Source organism: Acidovorax sp. Root70, from assembly GCF_001428225.1.
Taxonomy (GTDB): domain Bacteria; phylum Pseudomonadota; class Gammaproteobacteria; order Burkholderiales; family Burkholderiaceae_C; genus Acidovorax.
On sequence record NZ_LMHQ01000031.1, the window covers coordinates 353,932 to 369,944 of the forward strand.

A 16,013-nucleotide genomic window follows, 5' to 3' on the forward strand; every position below is an offset into this window, starting at 1 on the left:
CATGGACCTCGAAGCCCGCCTGCACGGCACCGCCCCCAGCGAACACCCCGAGGCCCTGCGCCTGTGGCTGCGCCTGCTCACCTGCACCCAGCTCATCGAAAAGCAGGTGCGCAGCCACTTGCGCGCGCAATTCGACACCACCTTGCCACGCTTTGACCTGATGGCGCAGCTGGAGCGCGCGCCCGATGGCATGAAGATGAAAGAACTCTCGCGCCGCATGATGGTGACGAGCGGCAACATCACCGGCATCACCGACCAGCTCGTCGCCGAAGGCCTGGTCGAGCGCATGGACGTGGAGGGCGACCGCCGTGCGTACCTGGTGCGACTCACGCCCCAAGGCCGCGAGCAGTTCAACACCATGGCCCGCCAGCACGAGCAATGGATCGTCGAGGCCTTCGCCACGCTGGGCGAGCGCGACATCGCCACCTTGTACCGCCTGCTGGGCAAGGTCAAAGAACACACACAAAACAACTCTTTGGAGACAGCCGAATGAAGCACTACATCGGGGCGAGCAACCCCATGCGCGAGCAGTTCAACCCGCAGGCCAGCTACGTGGCCGAGCACTTCGCATGGAGCTTTGCCGAGGGCGTGGGCACCGTCACGCTGAACCGGCCGGACCGCAAGAACCCGCTCACCTTCCAGAGCTATTCGGAGCTGCGCGACTTCTTCTACGCGCTGCGGTTCGCCACCGACGTGAAGGCCATCGTGGTCACAGGCGCGGGTGGCAACTTCTGCTCGGGCGGCGACGTGCACGAGATCATCGGCCCGCTGACCACCATGACCATGCCCGAGCTGCTGGAGTTCACGCGCATGACCGGTGATCTGGTGAAGGCCATGCGCGCCTGCCCGCAGCCGGTGCTGGGCGCCATCGACGGCATCTGCGCCGGTGCGGGCGCGATGATGGCGCTGGCCTGCGACATGCGCTACGGCACCGAGGCCACCAAGACTGCGTTTCTGTTCACCCGCGTGGGCTTGGCAGGCGCCGACATGGGCGCTTGCGCGCTGCTGCCCCGCATGATCGGCCAGGGCCGCGCCAGCGAACTGCTGTTCACCGGCCGCGCGATGACCGCACACGAAGGCCTGGCCTGGGGCTTCTTCAACGACCTGTACGAAAGCGCCGACCTGCTGGCCAACGTGCAGGCCACGGCGCGCGCGCTGGCCGACGGCCCCACCTTTGCCCACGGCATGACCAAGACCATGCTCAGTCAGGAGTGGAGCATGACCATCGAACAGGCCATCGAGGCCGAGGCCCAGGCCCAGGCCATCTGCATGCAGACCGAAGACTTCCGCCGCGCCTACGAAGCCTTCGCCGCCAAGCAAAAGCCCGTGTTCCAAGGAGATTGAACCCATGCACGTCGCCACGCCCCCCGCCCCTTGCCCACCCTCCACGGCGCACCTGGCCCTGCCCTTTTTTGACAACGCCCACCGCGCACTGGCCGAGGGCCTGGTGCCCTGGGCGGCCGCGCAGGAGGTCGATGAAACCGACGACCGCGCCGCCTGCCGCGACTGGGTGAAGCGCCTGGGCGCGGGCGGCTGGCTGCGCTACTGCGTGCCGGCAGCGCACGGCGGCGCGCTGCCCGCGCTCGACTCGCGCGCGCTGGTGCTGCTGCGCGAAACGCTGGCCTACCACTCGCCGCTGGCCGACTTTGCGTTTGCGATGCAGGGCCTGGGCAGCGGCGCGATCACGCTGGCGGGCAGCCCCGCGCAGCAGGCGCACTACCTGCAAGGTGTGGCGCGCGGCGAGCTGATTGCGGCGTTTGCGCTGAGCGAGCCCGAGGCGGGCTCGGATGTGGGCGCTATGCAAACCATAGCTGTCGGCACAGATTCGACTAGCACCACAGGCACTTATTGCTTGAACGGCACCAAAACCTGGATCAGCAACGGCGGCATTGCCGACTTTTACTGCGTGTTCGCCAAGACCAACCCCAGCGGTGGCACGCGCGGCATCAGCGCCTTCATCGTCGATGCGAACGCGCCGGGCCTGGACACCTCGCGCCACATCCATGTGATGGCGCCGCACCCGCTGGCGACGCTGCAGTTCACCAACTGCAACGTGCCTGCCGCGACGCTGCTGGGTGAAGAAAACGGCGGCTTCAAGCTGGCCATGCGCACGCTCGACATCTTCCGCGCATCGGTCGCCGCCGCCGCGCTGGGCATGGCGCGCCGCGCGCTGGCCGAGGCGGTGCACCACGCGCGCCAGCGCCGCATGTTCGGTCAGACGCTGGCGGACTTCCAGCTCACGCAGGCCAAGATCGGCGAGATGGCCGCGCTGGTAGACAGCGCCGCGCTGCTCACCTACCGCGCGGCCTGGCTGCGCGACACCGGCCAGGCCCGCGTCACCGCAGAAGCAGCCATGGCCAAGATGACCGCCACCGAAAATGCCCAACGCGTGATCGACATGGCGCTGCAACTGCACGGCGGGCGCGGCGTGGAGGTAGGCAGCAAGGTCGAGTCACTGTACCGCGACATCCGCTCGCTGCGCATCTACGAAGGCGCTACCGAGGTGCAACAACTCATCATCGGCAAGGCCGTTCTGCAGGAGTGATGCCATGAAAGCCTCTTTCAAACCTTCCGCCCAGCCCGACCACTTTGTGCACGACCGCCTGCCGACACCCGAGGCCTGGCCCACGCTGCGCTACGACCTGCCGGAGCTACAGATCGCCAACCAGGCCAACCTGGTGCAGGCGCTGTTCGACCAGGCGGAGCGCGCTGGCCACATCGACCGCCCCTTGCTGCGCGGCCCGCATCGCACGTACACCTACCGCGACGCGCGCACCGAGGCCGCGCGCATTGCCGAGGTGCTGACGCAAGACCATGGCCTGGTGCCCGGCAACCGCGTGCTGCTGCGCGGTGGCAACACGGTGGAGATGGCGCTGGCCTGGCTGGGCACGGTCTACGCCGGTCTGATTGCGGTGGCCACCATGCCCCTGCTGCGCGCAGTGGAGCTGGGCAGCATCATCGAGCGCGCACAGCCCACGCTGGCGCTGTGCGATGGCCGCCTGCTGGCGGAGCTGCAAACGGCACAAACCCAGCACCCGGTGCTGACCACCATCGTGCCCTTTCACACCGCGCCCGATGCGGCCGACCTGCTCCAGCGCGCACAGGCCAAGCCCGGCACCGCGCGACCCTGCCCGACGGCGGCGGACGACATCGCGCTGATGGCGTTCACTTCGGGCACCACAGGCGCCCCCAAGGCGGCCGTGCACACGCACCGCGATGTGCTGGCGGGCTGCGAGGCCTGGCCGCGCCATGTGCTGCGCGCCACGCCCGACGACATCGTGGCGGGCTCGCCGCCGCTGGCGTTCACGTTTGGCCTGGGGGGGTTGCTCGTGTTTCCGATGTGGGCCGGGGCCAGCGTGTACTTTCCGGACCAGCCCTACACCCCGGAAACCATGGTGCGGCTGATGCGCGAAGCGGGCGTGACCATCTGCTACACCGCGCCCACGTTCTACCGGCAGATGGCGCCTTTTGCCAAGCAGATCGGTCTGCCCCAGCTGCGCACCAGCGTGAGCGCGGGCGAAGGCCTGCCGGACGCCACACGCCAGCTGTGGAAGGAGGCGACCGGCCTGGACATGACGGACGGCATTGGCGCCACCGAGATGTTCCACATCTTCATCTCCTCGCCCGGCGGTGAGAGCCGGCGCGGCGCCATCGGCAAGGTGGTGCCCGGCTACACCGCGAAGGTGGTGGACGACAACGGCAACGAGCTGCCGCGCGGCACCGTGGGCAAGCTCGCGGTGATCGGCCCCACGGGCTGCAAGTACCTCGACGACCCCCGCCAAGCCAAGTACGTGAAGGACGGCTGGAACTACCCCGGCGATGCGTTCACGCAAGACGCCGACGGCTACTTCTTCTACCAAGCGCGCGACGACGACATGATCATCACCGCCGGGTACAACGTGGGCGGCCCCGAGGTGGAAGACGCCCTGCTGCGCCATCCGGCCGTGGCCGAGTGCGGCGTGATCGGCGTACCCGACGAGGAGCGCGGCATGGTGGTCAAGGCCATCTGCGTCTTGAAGCCCGGGCACACTGGCGACGCCGCCATGGTCAAGACCCTGCAGGACCACGTGAAGGCCACCATCGCCCCGTTCAAATACCCACGCGTGGTGGAGTTTGTGACCGCACTGCCCCGCACCGAAACCGGCAAGCTGCAGCGCTTCAAGCTGCGCCAGGGTGCGGGCACCTCGCCATCGCCCTCCTCCACAAAAACAACGACATGACGATGAAAAACACCCTTTTGCAGCCCGAAGGCTGGGTCACCCCCAAGGGCTACGCCAACGGCGTGGCCGCACGCGGCACGATGGTCTTTACTGGCGGCCAGATCGGCTGGAACGCGCAGCAGCAGTTCGAGAGTGACGACTTCATCGCCCAGACCAAGCAAACGCTGCTGAACGTGCGCGCGGTTCTGGAAGCCGGTGGCGCAGGCCCCGAGCATCTGGTGCGGCTGACCTGGTACGTGACCGACCGCAACGAATACAACAGCCGCTTGAAGGAGCTGGGCGCGGTCTACCGCGAGGTGCTGGGCAAGAACTTTCCGGCCATGGCCTGTGTGCAAGTGGCGGGGCTCATGGAAGAGCGCGCGAAGATCGAGATTGAAGCAACCGCTGTAATCCCGGACTGAGCCTTTCCAGCCACCGCTGCAGCGCTTGCCCGTACAAAATGAACGCCAGCGCCGCTCCAATCAACGGCAGCGCGGCAAACACCCAGCCCGTCAACAATTCGCCCCCCAGCGCCACGCCCACTAGCAAAGCAACCGCAGGGTTCACAAACGAATAGCTGCCTGCCAGCGCTGCGGAGGTGTTCTGCAGCAGCCACAGGTACGCATTGAGCGCTACCAGCGTGCCAAACACCAGCAGGTAGACCCACGCCGCCCACGACTTGGCGGTGACCTGGCCCAGGGCGCTCAAAGGCTCGAACCACAACGCCACCACCAGCCCCATGGCGCCCCCCGCAAACCACTGCGCGGCCGATGCCATGGCGGGCGCGGGCAGCGAAAGCTTGCGCGAGGCATACGAACCGACGCTCCAGGCCAGCGGCGCACCAAAGGCCAGCAGCGCGCCCAGCCAGGTGGCGGAGAAGTCACCTTCCAGCGCCAGCAGCAGTGCGCCCACCACGCCCAGAGCCAGGCCGATCCAGCTGGTGAACGGCACACGCTCGCCGCCCCAGCGCGACCACAACGCCAGCCACATGGGCATGGTGGTGACCACCGTAGCCATCAGGCCCGAGCCAATGCCGAGCTTTTGCGCAAAACCCATCAGATTCATGGCCAGAAACACCATGCAGCCGCCCACCACCGCCGAGTTGCGCCATTGCACCCACGTAGGCAATGCATGGCCTTGCCACAGCGCAATCAGCAGCATCACCCCCCCGGCACACAGAAAACGGATCGCATTCATCAGCAGTGGCGGCATGCTCTGCAGCGCAATACCAATGGCGAAATAGGTAGTACCCCAGACGATGTAGACCAACAGCAGTGCCATGGCCACCGCCCCTTTGCGCTGTGCGCGCACTTGCGCATTGAAAATTGCCGGCATATTCTTCACCTGACCGAATAATTTATGGAAACCGCGAGGTTTTCGGAATTTTTACCAAAAACGAGCGGTTATGCAAGCAAATATTCAGACAGATGACATGGACGCCAGAATTATTTCGGCACTGGGCGCTGATGGCCGACGTTCGTACGCCGACGTGGGGGCTGAAGTGGGGCTGTCCACCGCCGCTGTACACGAGCGCGTGAAGAAGCTGCTGGACAAGGGCGTGATCCGCCGGTTTTCGATCAGCGTGGACCCAGAGCGTGTGGGACTGAACTTCACCGCGTTCGTGGCCATCCGCAACGATGGCGGCATCCACTGCCGCGACGTGGCGCCCCGCCTGCGCGCCATGCCCCAGGTCGAAGAACTGCACAGCGTGGCAGGCGAATACGACTTTCTGGCCAAGATTCGCACCACGCACGCCCGCGCGCTGGAGGATGTGATCTACGAGATCAAGGCCATCGCGGGCGTGGCCCGCACCACCAGCACGGTGGTGCTGAACACCGAGTTCGAGGACCGCCCGCTGGACCTGGGCTGGGTGAATGGCGACAAGGGCGGTTGACGTGGGCCGGAAGTCCCGGCCCCACCGCGCCGCTGTTTACGCGGCTACCGGGGCGCGGTCCGGCGTCACGGCAACGACCGCCGGGGCCTGCACCAAGCGCTGCACCAGCGCCATGTAGTAGCCCAGCGGAGGCGTGACCAGCCCTGGCACCTTGGCATGGTCGTCATAGCGGCGCAGGCGGATGGCCTCTTGCGCAAACGGCTGGGCGGCAAACTGCATCGCCTCTTTGGGCGTAAAGGGCCCGCCCTGCAGCACCAGGCTGTGCTGCGATGCGGGCGACAGCGTGTCCCAATACCCCGGCTCCATGGTGCACAGGTAGCGTTTGGCATCCACATGCAGGCGGATGGGCTCCAGCACCGCGTCGGGCAGCAGGCCGCGCAGGAACGGGATGGCCATGTACTGGTGCAGGTCGTCCTGCTCGGCCGTATCCCCACCGGGCGCCAGCAGATGGCCCAAGTCGTGCAGCAAAGCCGCTGCAACCGTCGCGGGAGTTTCGCCCGACTTTTCGGCCCACTGCGCGCACTGGAGCGCGTGCTCCAGCTGGCTGACCGCCTCGCGGCCGTACTGGTTCACGCCCCGGGTGGCGAGCAGGTGGGTGATGTCTTCAAGGCTCAATGCCATGGAATTTTCCTAAAAACTTAGAGCGGCTCACAACACTCAGCGAAGAGGTTCTGGCTAGGTGCTGCGTCGCGGGCAGTACGAGTAGTACGACAAGACGCGACAACAACGCCAGAAGAGTTTTGTTCGCCGCTCTCAGACCAAGGCCTTGCGGATGCGGGCGGACACCAGGTCGATCACGCTCACCGTGACCACGATGATGAGCATCACCGCACAGGTTTCGGCGTATTGAAAGCCGCGAATGATTTCCCACAGCACCACGCCAATGCCACCAGCGCCCACCATGCCCACGACCGAGGCCGAACGCACGTTGGCTTCAAAGCGGTACAGCGTGTACGAGATCCACAGCGGCATCACCTGTGGGATCACGCCATAGATGATCTCGTGCAGCGCGCTCGCGCCGGTGGAGCGGATGCCCTCCACGGGCTGCGGGTCGATGGCCTCCACGGCTTCAGAGAACAGCTTGGCCAGCGTGCCGGTGGTGTGGATCCACAGTGCCAGCACGCCGGCAAAAGGGCCCAGACCTACGGCCACCACGAAGAGCATGGCGAACACCATCTCGTTGATGGCGCGACATGCATCGAGCACGCGGCGCACCGGCTGGTTCACCCACCAAGGCGCAATGTTGGACGAGGCCAGCAGCGCCAACGGCACGGCCGTGACCACCGCAAGCGCCGTGCCCCACAGGGCGATCTGCAGCGTCACCAGCATCTCCTGCACGTAGATCGGCCACTGCGAGAAATTGGGCGGAAAGAACTCGGCCGCGTACTGGGCCATGTTGCCCGAGTCGCGGACGAGATCGAGCGGGCGCATGTCGGCGCCCTTCCACGAAGCGGCCAGCACCACGAGCAGGATGCCCCAGGAGAGGTACCAGGCGAGACTGCGCTTGGGCGCGGCAGTGCTCGCCAGGTTTGCGAGCGATGGGGTCAGTGCAGAAGACATGGTGGTGGCTGGCTGGACGCGCTGCTTGGCTGCCGGCTTACTTCAGGGACGCCAGCTGCTGGTCGATCTCGGCCAGGCGGGTCTTCTTGTCGGCATCGGCCAAGTTGGCGTCAGCCTCGATCTTGTTGCGCTTGCCGAACAGGTCCAGCTGGCGGATGGGCGTGAGCTGGGCGTTGGTCGAGGGCTTGAAGCCCGACAGCTTGGAGATCTTCATCACGATCTCCTTCTCACGCGCATCGGTCTTGGCGTAGTTGTAGAAGAAGTCGCGGATCTTGGTCTTGGTGGCCTCGGGCAGGTCCTTGCGCATGACCAGGGGGTCCAGGGCGATCAGCGGCGAGGTCCAGACGATCTTGATGTCCTTGAACTTCTCGGGCTGGCGTTCCTTGATCTTCTCCAGGTTCTCGCTGTTGTTGGTGGCCACATCCACCTGCTTGTTGGCCACGGCCAGCGCATTGGTCTCGTGGTTGGCACTGCGCGTGATCTTGAAGTGCGTCTTCGCGTCGATCTTGTTCTGTGCAAAAGCGTAGTAGCCCGGCACCAGGAAGCCCGAGGTGGAGTTGGGGTCACCATTGCCAAAGCTCAGCGACTTGCCGTTCTTGAGCACGTCGTCCAGGCTGGCCAGGGGGCTGTCCTTGTGCACGATGAGGTGCGAGTAGTAACCCTGGGTGCCGTCGGCATTGACCATCTGCGCGAAGACTTCGCCGTTGGCGCGGTCCACGGCTTCCATGGCCGACTTGTTGCCCAGCCAGGCCACCTGCATCTTGTTGAAGCGCATGGCCTCGATCAGGCCCGCGTAGTCGGACGCAAAAAAGGCGTTGATCTTCAGGCCCGTCTGCTTGGCCATGTCGTCCAACAGCGGCTGCCAGTCGGCCTTGAGGTTTTGAGAGGCCTCGGTCGAGATCATGCCGAAGTTGATGTCCTGGGCCAACGCGCCCGTGGTCAATCCCAGCCCGAGTGTCAGGGCAGCACACAGTTTCTTGAACATGTTGAAAGCTCCAGAGAAAGGAAATGAAGAGAACCGAATGACCGTTCAGGCGGCCTGCACCATGGCGGGCGACCACTGCGGCGCAGGCATGGGTGCATGCGCCGTTGCAGGGTGGGCGCTGGATGCATCCGAGAGGATTTCGTCGGCCTGCACGCCATACAGGCCCCGCAGCAATGCAGGCGTGAGGGCGGCCGAAGGGCCGTCGTATACCACCTGCCCATGGTGCAATGCCACCACGCGCGGGCAATATTTGATGGCCACATCCACCTGGTGCAGCGACACGATGACGGTGCAACGGTCTTCGCGGTTGATGCGGGCCAGGATGTCCATGACCTTGCGGGAGGATTCGGGGTCGAGCGAGGCAATGGGCTCATCGGCCAGCACCACCTTGGCGCCCTGCACCAGCGTGCGGGCAATGGCCGCGCGCTGCTGCTGCCCGCCCGACAGGGTGGACGCGCGCTGCGCATGGCACTCGGCAATGCCCACGCGGTGCAGCGCTTCGAGCGCCAGCGCACGCTCGTGCGGTTTGAACATGCGCAGCCAGCCGCGCCACCAGGGCGTGCGGTGCAGCAGACCTACCAGCACGTTCAACAGCACGGGCAAACGGTCCACCAGGTTGAACTGCTGAAACACAAAGCCCACCTGCGAACGCACCTTGCGGATGTCGCTGTGGATGCGCCCCGCCTGCTGCACGCAGCGGCCATCCACCTCGATCAGCGAATCGCTGGCCGCATCGGCCACCACCAGGCCCGCCACATGGCGCAGCAGGGTGGACTTGCCCGAGCCCGAGGCACCAATCAGCGCCACCATCTCGCCGCGCTGCACGGTGAGGTTGATGTCGCGCAGGGCGTGTTTTCCGTTGGCGAAATGCTTGTTCAGTTGGTGGATGTGCAGTGCGGCAGTCATGGCAGCCTCCTGGGGGTTAAGTCGTCTAGACAACCGGAGTGTGGTTGCTGGGCGTGACAGTGCTTTGACAGTTGGGAGAAGTTTGGATGTCAGGAAAGACCTGCACGCGCTCTACAGCACCCGCTGCCCTTCGCGCCACACCCCACGCACCACGGCTTGGCGGCCGCCATCGGGCAGCTCGGCCATGTGCACCTGCACCAGGTCCGCGCGCAGGCCGGGCGCGAGTGCACCCCGGTCCACCATGCCCGCAGCCCGGGCCGGGTTGCGGGTGACGGTGGCCACGGCCTGCGGCAGGGGCAGGATGTCGTCCTGCACCAGCCGCATCACCGCGCTCAGCAGGCTGCCGGGCACGTAGTCCGACGAAAGGATGTCCAGCAAGCCCCGGCGTGCCAGATCGGCCGCCGCCACGTTGCCCGAGTGGGAGCCACCACGCACCACATTGGGCCCCCCCATCACGGTGAGCAAACCACGCTCATGTGCAGCCTGCGCTGCAGCCAGCGTGGTCGGGAACTCCGACATCGCGGCCCCTTCGGCATGGGCCTGCTCCACATGCGCCACCGTGGTGTCGTCGTGGCTGGCCAGCGAGATGCCGTGCGTGCGGCAGTAGTCCACGAAGTACGCACGGTGCGGCTCGGCATACTGCGCCTGCAGCGTGGCGGCGTGCGCCACCTGGCGCTCGAACTTCTCGGCGCTCCAGCCCTTCTTGCCGGTGTAGTAGGTACGCGCCTGCTCGATGTTCTCCCACTGGCGCTGGCCCGGGGTGTGGTCCATCAACGAGATCAGCGACAGGCGTGGATGGCCGTGAAACGGCTCGAACAAGTCGATGGTGTTGGGTGCCGGCAGCTCGCAGCGCACATGCAGGTGGTGGTCGGCGCGCAGCAGGTTGCGTTCCGTACAGGTGTCGATGGTGTCGAGCACGCGGTTCCAGGCGCTGCCGCGCAGGCTGTCCACATCGGCCTCGCCCACACCCAGCGCATCCAGCACCGTCGTGATGCCTGCGGCGGCAATCTCGGCGTCGTGCGCCAGCAGGGCAGGCATCTCGGCCCATTGCACCTTGGGGCGTGGCATGAGGTGGCGCTCGAAATTGTCGGTGTGGATTTCGACCAGCCCGGGCAGCAGGTAGTCGCCCCCCAGGTCGATGCCCTGCAGGGCCGCGGTGGCGCCGCTGTCCAGCGACGCAATGCGCCCGCCCTCCACCTGCAGGCTGCCCAACACCACTTCGCCCGGCAGCACCATGCGGGCGTTCTTGAACACGGTTGCGGTCATGCCGATGCTCCCCGAAAATCGCCGACGTTCACGCGGCGCGTGGCCACGGCGGTCCCCACCTGCGCGTCGTGAAAAATGCCCACCAGGGCCGCGCCGCGCGCCACGGCTTCGCGGATCAGGGTGATCACGGTCTCGGTGTTGGCCACGTCGAGCGACGCGGTGGGCTCGTCCAGCAGCAACAGCGGCTTGGGCTTGATCATGTTGCGGGCGATGTTGATGCGCTGCTGCTCCCCGCCCGAGAACGTGGCGGGCGGCAGGTGCCACAGCCGTTCGGGGATGCGCAGGCGGGTCAGCCACTGGCGGGCGGCCTCGCGTGCGGCCGCGATGCCCGCAGGGTCGTCGCCCGCGTCTTCGGCCAGCGGCTCTGCCACCACATCCAGCGCCGACACGCGTGGAATGACCCGCAGGAATTGGCTCACGTAGCCCACGGTGTCGCGCCGCAGCTGCACCAGCGCACGCGGCGCGGCCTGCGTCACGTCCACCATGGTGCCATCGGCCGAGCGCACGGTGATGCGGCCCGCATTGGCGCGGTAGTTGGCATAGATCATCTTGAGCAGCGTGCTCTTGCCCATGCCCGAAGGGCCGTCAAGCACCACACACTCGCCCGGCTGCACGACCAGGTCCACGTGGGCAAGCACGGGCAGTTCGATGCCGTTCTGGTGGTGCAGGGTGAAGCGCTTGGCCACCCCTTGCATCTGGAGGATGGGCGCAATGGAAGAGGGATTCATGGCTGCAGTACCGAAGAAACGAGGAGCTGGGTGTAAGGGTGTTGTGGGTCGTCGAGCACCTGATCGGTCAGGCCCGCCTCGACCACACGGCCGCGCTGCATGACCACCATGCGGTGCGCCAGCAGGCGTGCCACGGCCAGGTCGTGTGTGACCACAATGGCGGCCAACTGCATCTGCCGCGTGAGCTGGCGCAGCAGGTCCAACAGGCGCGCCTGCACCGATACATCGAGGCCCGAGGTGGGCTCGTCCATGAACACCAGGCGAGGCTGGGTGACCAGGTTGCGGGCGATTTGCAGGCGCTGGCGCATGCCGCCCGAAAACGTGCGCGGTGCATCGTCGATGCGTGCGGCATCAATCTCCACGCGCTGCAGCCATTCCATGGCCGTGGCGCGCAGGCGGCCGTAGTGGCGCTCGCCCAGCCCCATCAGGCGCTCGCCCACGTTGGCACCGGCGGACACATCTATGCGCAGGCCGTCCGCCGCGTTCTGGTGCACAAAGCCCCAGTCGGTGCGGGCCAGCAGGCGCTGCTGGGCTTCGGTCATGGCGTAGATGTCCTGCAGCTCGCCGCTGCGCTGGCGGAACTGCACGGTGCCTTCGTCCGGGGCGCTGCGCGCCGCGATGGCGTTGAGCAGCGTGGATTTGCCGGAGCCCGACTCGCCCACCACGGCCAGCACCTCGCCGGGCCACAGGTCAAAGGACGCGCCTTGCAGCGCCACGCGGTCGCCATAGCGCTTGCTGACGTTGCGCACGCTCAGCAGCGGCGCAGCGGGTTCGGTGTGGTTCATGGGAGGTTCTCGACGACAAAGCTCAGGCCATGCTGTGCAAAGCCCAGGGATTCATAAAACGCATGCGCGCCCTTGCGGCGGGCGTTGGACGAGAGCGCTAGCTTGTAGCAGCCCGCCTCGCGCGCCTGCTGCATGGCGTGGGCCATCATCTGGCGGCCAATGCCACGGCCCTGCTGGTCCTGCGCCACCACCACGTCTTCCACGATGGCCGAGGGCGTCCCCCGGTGCGCCAGGTTGTGCATGACGAGCAGTGCATAGGTGCCCACCACCGCGCCGTGCTGCGCGGGGTCGCAGGCCACCCACAGGCGGTAGCTGGGGTAGCGCGCAAACTGGGCCCACACGGTCTGGGCGTCTTCCAGCGTCAGCACATCGGCAGGGCTGTCTTCAATGGCGGCATACAGCGCCAGCACGCTCTCCAGGTCTGCCTGCCGGGCTTCGCGGATGTGCACGGTGCTCATGCAGAACCGCCTTCCACCTGCACGGTTTCGGCTTGCCGTGCCTGACGTTCCTGGCAGTAGTCCGAGTCAGAACACACATGCATGCGCCCACCCTGGTCGTCGGTGATGACCTCGTCCAAAAAGCTGTCGGTGGCGCCGCACAAAGCACAGGCGGCGTCCCAGCGTTGCACCTCGAACGGGTGGTCCTCAAAGCCCAGGCTCTCCACCGGCGTGTAGGGCGGCACGGCGTAGATGCGCTTTTCGCGGCCCGCGCCAAACAGCTGCAGCGCGGGGTTCATGTGCATCTTGGGGTTGTCGAACTTGGGGATGGGCGACGGTGCCATCACATAGCGGCCGTTGACCAGCACGGGATAGTCGTAGGTGGTGGCAATGTGGCCGTAGCGCGCGATGTCTTCGTAAAGCTTGACGTGCATGAGCCCGTACTCGGCCAGGCCATGCAGGGTGCGCGTTTCGGTCTCGCGCGGCTCCAGGCGCTGCATGGGCTCGGGCACCGGCACCTGGTAGACGATGACCTGGCCTTCGGCCAGTGGCGTTTCGGGGATGCGGTGGCGCGTCTGGATCAGCGTGGCCTCGCGCGTGCGGGTAGTGGTGGCCACAGCCGTGGTGCGTTCGAAGAAGCGGCGGATGTTGACGGCGTTGACCGTGTCGTCCGATCCCTGGTCGATGACCTTGAGGCAGTCCTCTGGGCCGATGATGGACGCGGTGACCTGGATGCCGCCCGTGCCCCAGCCATAGGGCAGTGGCATTTCGCGCGAGCCAAAGGGTACCTGGTAGCCAGGGATCGCCACCGCCTTGAGGATAGCGCGGCGGATCATGCGCTTGGTGCGCTCGTCCAGGTACGCAAAGTTGAAGTGGCCGTCTACCGGTGCGGCGTCGGCGGGCAGGCCCATCACGGCGGGTTCCATGGGCGCGTTCATGCGGCGTCCTCCTCGGCGGGGGTGGTGGGGTGGGCGGCAGCGGCGCGCATCTTGCGCACCAGCTCCAGTTCGGACTGAAAGTCCACGTAGTGCGGCAGCTTCAAGTGCTGCACGAAGCCCGAGGCCTCCAGGCTGTCGCTGTGGCCCAGCACAAATTCCTGCATCTGCGCGGGCGATTCCACCGGCTCGCCCAGTTCATCGGCACGCAGGGCGCGGTCCACCAGGCTCATGGCCATGGCCTTGCGCTCGCTGTGGCCGAATGCCAGGCCGTAGCCGCGCGTGAACTGCGGCGGCTGGCTCTTGCTGCCGGCAAACTGGTTCACCATCTCGCACTCGGTGATCTCGATGTCGCCGATGTCGATGGCAAAGCCCAGCTCTTCTGGCACGATCTCCACCGCCACCGAGCCCAGGCGCACCTCGCCCACAAAAGGGTGCGAGTGCGAGTAGCCACGTTGCGTGGAATACGCCATGGCGAGCAGGAACCCTTCGTCGCCGCGCGCCAGGTTTTGCAGGCGCGTGGCCCGGTTGGCGGGGAAGCGCAGCGGCTCGCGGGTCAGGTCCGTGGGGACCGGGTCGCCCGGGGGCACGGGGCGGGTTTCGATCAGCCCTTCCTGGTTGAGCAGGTCCACCACACGCGGCGTGGGGCCGGGTGGCACCGCAGCGGCCGCAGCTGCCGCAACCGCAGACGGCGCCAGCGGGCCTTCGGCCAGCAGCTTGAAGTCCAGTAGGCGCTGCGTGTAGTCGTAGGTAGGGCCCAGCACCTGGCCACCGGGCAGGTCCTTGAAGGTGGCGGAGATGCGCCGGTCCAGCGCCATGCGGCTGGTGTCCAGCGGGCAGGTGGTGCCCAGGCGCGGCAGCGTGGCGCGGTAGGCGCGCAGCAAGAAGATCGCTTCCACCAGGTCGCCCGCTGCCTGCTTGATGGCGAGCGCGGCGAGTTCGGGGTCATACACCGAGCCCTCGGTCATGACCCGGTCCACGGCCAGTTTGAGCTGCTGGCGGATCTGCGCCACCGAGAGTTCGGGCTGCGCGGCATCGCCCCGACGCTGGCGGGCCAGCAGCTGGTAGCTGTTGAGAATGGCGGCTTCTCCGCCTTTGACGGCTACGTACATGCTCAGGCCTCCTGAAGTGCAGTGGCACCGCGCGCTGCCCGCGTGGTACGTGGCAGGCCCACGATGTGGTCTGGAGTGGCCAGCAGCAGATCCACACCGCGTGGAAACACTGCGTGGTTGGCTGCCCAGTGAGTCTCGAAGTCCTCGGGCAAACCATCCACCTGCAAAGCCGCCACGTCCTGGATACCGGGGCCGCGCAAGTGCCATGCATCACTCACGTCCTCCGTAGTGGCGGCGGCACGCGATACATCGATCACGCAGGTCGCGGATTGGTCGGGGTAGATGTCAGTACCCAGAGCGAGACTGTCCAGGGGCGGTACTACGTCGCCCTGAGCCACCCACACAAAGCGGGCCTGCGCGGCATCAGCCACCAACGTGCACCCCGTGTGAAAGCGCAGCCAGGCACCTGCATCACTGGCCGCAAGCCTTGGCGAGAGCCACAGCATGCAGTCGCTGTCGAGCAGCGCAAGCAGCACGGCCGCCGATGCGGCATGCCCCACGGCGGGCGTCTGCGCGTCGTGTTCCACGGCCACCGTGCGACCGGGGTGCGACAGCGCCTGCAGCACGGCGCGGAACACCGCCTGGCTGCCGAAGGCTTCGTTCGAGAATCCGGCACCCAGGGATGCCAAAGGGGTCACTGGGGTCATCGGGGCCGCGCTCATTCGGTGTCCTCGTCGTTGTCGGCGCCGCTCTCTCGGGCCACGGTAAAGAAGTCCACCTTGGTGCTGGCAGCACGCGCCTGGCGCTCGGCCTGGGTGGTGCGCAGGTGGGCGCGGATGGGTTCCAGCAGCTGGGCGTCCAGCACCGGTTGTTGTGCAGGGTCTTGCAGCAGCGCATCGGCCAGCGCGGCCAGCTGCACCTGGCGGTGCGACCGGCCCAGCACGTAGGCCACGCCCACTGTGGCCTCGGTAGCGTCCGATGTATCGGCCACGCGCAGCGCGCAGCGGGTGACGGTGACCTCACCCAGGTTGAAGCGCTCGCCCGTGCCACCAGCGCGGCCCTGCACCATCATCAGGCCGGTCTCGGGCGCACGCAGCCAGCGCGCGGGGCGCGTGGCATGCTCGTGCAAGGCAGATTCGAGCAGCCCCAGCGGCGCCCGGGCCAGCAGCGCCATCCACTGCGCGCGGCCCAGGGGGCGGTCCGGTCCCGGGTTGTCAAAGGCTTGAAACATGGAAGTGGTACCCTGAAAGTTGTATAGACAAATTG

19 protein-coding genes are annotated in these 16,013 nt (G+C 66.6%); 6 read left to right on the forward strand and 13 right to left on the reverse strand.

Going from position 1 to position 16,013, the window contains the following annotated elements; all coding sequences use genetic code 11:
- Position 1: 1 nt before the first annotated feature.
- From ASD94_RS21320 to ASD94_RS21340, 5 genes are read left to right on the forward strand one after another with little or no spacing between them, the layout of a single operon-like run.
- Positions 2–493, forward strand: a complete 492-nt coding sequence (locus tag ASD94_RS21320; protein ID WP_056647459.1) for a MarR family winged helix-turn-helix transcriptional regulator — start codon at positions 2–4, stop codon at positions 491–493.
- Positions 490–1,344, forward strand: coding sequence for an enoyl-CoA hydratase family protein (locus ASD94_RS21325; RefSeq protein ID WP_056647462.1), 855 nt, complete (start codon positions 490–492; stop codon positions 1,342–1,344). The genes ASD94_RS21320 and ASD94_RS21325 overlap by 4 nt, the downstream gene beginning before the upstream one ends.
- Positions 1,345–1,348: 4 nt before the next feature.
- Positions 1,349–2,545, forward strand: coding sequence for an acyl-CoA dehydrogenase family protein (locus ASD94_RS21330; RefSeq protein WP_056647465.1), 1,197 nt, complete (start codon positions 1,349–1,351; stop codon positions 2,543–2,545).
- A 4-nt stretch (positions 2,546–2,549) separates the two neighbouring features.
- Positions 2,550–4,220 carry an AMP-binding protein gene (locus tag ASD94_RS21335; RefSeq protein ID WP_056647468.1) on the forward strand — a complete coding sequence of 557 codons (1,671 nt, stop codon included), beginning with the start codon at positions 2,550–2,552 and terminating at the stop codon, positions 4,218–4,220.
- Between the two features lie 2 nt (positions 4,221–4,222).
- Positions 4,223–4,621 carry a RidA family protein gene (locus ASD94_RS21340; RefSeq protein ID WP_015012337.1) on the forward strand — a complete coding sequence of 133 codons (399 nt, stop codon included), beginning with the start codon at positions 4,223–4,225 and terminating at the stop codon, positions 4,619–4,621.
- Here the strand turns inward: ASD94_RS21340 and ASD94_RS21345 are convergent.
- Positions 4,566–5,534, reverse strand: coding sequence for an EamA family transporter (locus ASD94_RS21345; protein WP_056647472.1), 969 nt, complete (start codon positions 5,532–5,534; stop codon positions 4,566–4,568). The two genes, ASD94_RS21340 and ASD94_RS21345, sit on opposite strands and share 56 nt — an antisense overlap.
- Before the next feature lie 97 nt (positions 5,535–5,631).
- Here ASD94_RS21345 and ASD94_RS21350 point away from each other — a divergent pair, with 97 nt between their 5' ends.
- The gene (locus tag ASD94_RS21350; RefSeq protein WP_056647474.1) at positions 5,632–6,093 is read left to right on the forward strand and encodes an Lrp/AsnC family transcriptional regulator; all 462 of its coding nucleotides are present in this window, start codon (positions 5,632–5,634) and stop codon (positions 6,091–6,093) included.
- 36 nt (positions 6,094–6,129) lie between these two features.
- Here ASD94_RS21350 and ASD94_RS21355 read toward each other — a convergent pair whose 3' ends face one another.
- The 12 genes from ASD94_RS21355 to phnG all read right to left on the reverse strand — a co-directional run bounded on the left by ASD94_RS21355 (position 6,130) and on the right by phnG (position 15,978).
- On the reverse strand, positions 6,130–6,714 hold the full coding sequence (locus ASD94_RS21355; protein WP_056647477.1) for a phosphonate degradation HD-domain oxygenase: 585 nt from the start codon (positions 6,712–6,714) through the stop codon (positions 6,130–6,132).
- 132 nt (positions 6,715–6,846) lie between these two features.
- Positions 6,847–7,653 carry a phosphonate ABC transporter, permease protein PhnE gene (gene phnE / locus ASD94_RS21360; RefSeq protein WP_056647480.1) on the reverse strand — a complete coding sequence of 269 codons (807 nt, stop codon included), beginning with the start codon at positions 7,651–7,653 and terminating at the stop codon, positions 6,847–6,849.
- Between the two features lie 37 nt (positions 7,654–7,690).
- Positions 7,691–8,638: a phosphonate ABC transporter substrate-binding protein gene (gene phnD, locus ASD94_RS21365; RefSeq protein ID WP_056647482.1), complete on the reverse strand. Its 948-nt coding sequence runs from the start codon at positions 8,636–8,638 to the stop codon at positions 7,691–7,693.
- A gap of 45 nt (positions 8,639–8,683) precedes the next feature.
- The gene (phnC, locus tag ASD94_RS21370; RefSeq protein WP_056647485.1) at positions 8,684–9,544 is read right to left on the reverse strand and encodes a phosphonate ABC transporter ATP-binding protein; all 861 of its coding nucleotides are present in this window, start codon (positions 9,542–9,544) and stop codon (positions 8,684–8,686) included.
- A gap of 111 nt (positions 9,545–9,655) precedes the next feature.
- Entirely contained in the window at positions 9,656–10,810 is a 1,155-nt protein-coding gene (locus ASD94_RS21375) for an alpha-D-ribose 1-methylphosphonate 5-triphosphate diphosphatase (protein WP_056647488.1), read from the reverse strand.
- Positions 10,807–11,538 carry a phosphonate C-P lyase system protein PhnL gene (gene phnL, locus ASD94_RS21380; RefSeq protein WP_056647491.1) on the reverse strand — a complete coding sequence of 244 codons (732 nt, stop codon included), beginning with the start codon at positions 11,536–11,538 and terminating at the stop codon, positions 10,807–10,809. Before phnL ends, ASD94_RS21375 begins: the two co-directional genes overlap by 4 nt.
- Positions 11,535–12,323 (reverse strand): phosphonate C-P lyase system protein PhnK, encoded by a 789-nt coding sequence (gene phnK, locus ASD94_RS21385; RefSeq protein ID WP_056647495.1) that lies wholly within the window; start codon positions 12,321–12,323, stop codon positions 11,535–11,537. The genes phnL and phnK overlap by 4 nt, the downstream gene beginning before the upstream one ends.
- Positions 12,320–12,781 (reverse strand): GNAT family N-acetyltransferase, encoded by a 462-nt coding sequence (locus ASD94_RS21390; protein WP_056647498.1) that lies wholly within the window; start codon positions 12,779–12,781, stop codon positions 12,320–12,322. The genes phnK and ASD94_RS21390 overlap by 4 nt, the downstream gene beginning before the upstream one ends.
- Positions 12,778–13,698 (reverse strand): alpha-D-ribose 1-methylphosphonate 5-phosphate C-P-lyase PhnJ, encoded by a 921-nt coding sequence (locus ASD94_RS21395; protein WP_056647502.1) that lies wholly within the window; start codon positions 13,696–13,698, stop codon positions 12,778–12,780. The genes ASD94_RS21390 and ASD94_RS21395 overlap by 4 nt, the downstream gene beginning before the upstream one ends.
- Positions 13,695–14,807 (reverse strand): carbon-phosphorus lyase complex subunit PhnI, encoded by a 1,113-nt coding sequence (locus ASD94_RS21400; RefSeq protein ID WP_056647505.1) that lies wholly within the window; start codon positions 14,805–14,807, stop codon positions 13,695–13,697. The genes ASD94_RS21395 and ASD94_RS21400 overlap by 4 nt, the downstream gene beginning before the upstream one ends.
- Before the next feature lie 2 nt (positions 14,808–14,809).
- Positions 14,810–15,469 carry a phosphonate C-P lyase system protein PhnH gene (gene phnH / locus ASD94_RS21405; protein WP_233247255.1) on the reverse strand — a complete coding sequence of 220 codons (660 nt, stop codon included), beginning with the start codon at positions 15,467–15,469 and terminating at the stop codon, positions 14,810–14,812.
- Entirely contained in the window at positions 15,466–15,978 is a 513-nt protein-coding gene (gene phnG, locus ASD94_RS21410) for a phosphonate C-P lyase system protein PhnG (RefSeq protein WP_056647511.1), read from the reverse strand. The genes phnH and phnG overlap by 4 nt, the downstream gene beginning before the upstream one ends.
- Between the last annotated feature and the right edge of the window lie 35 nt (positions 15,979–16,013).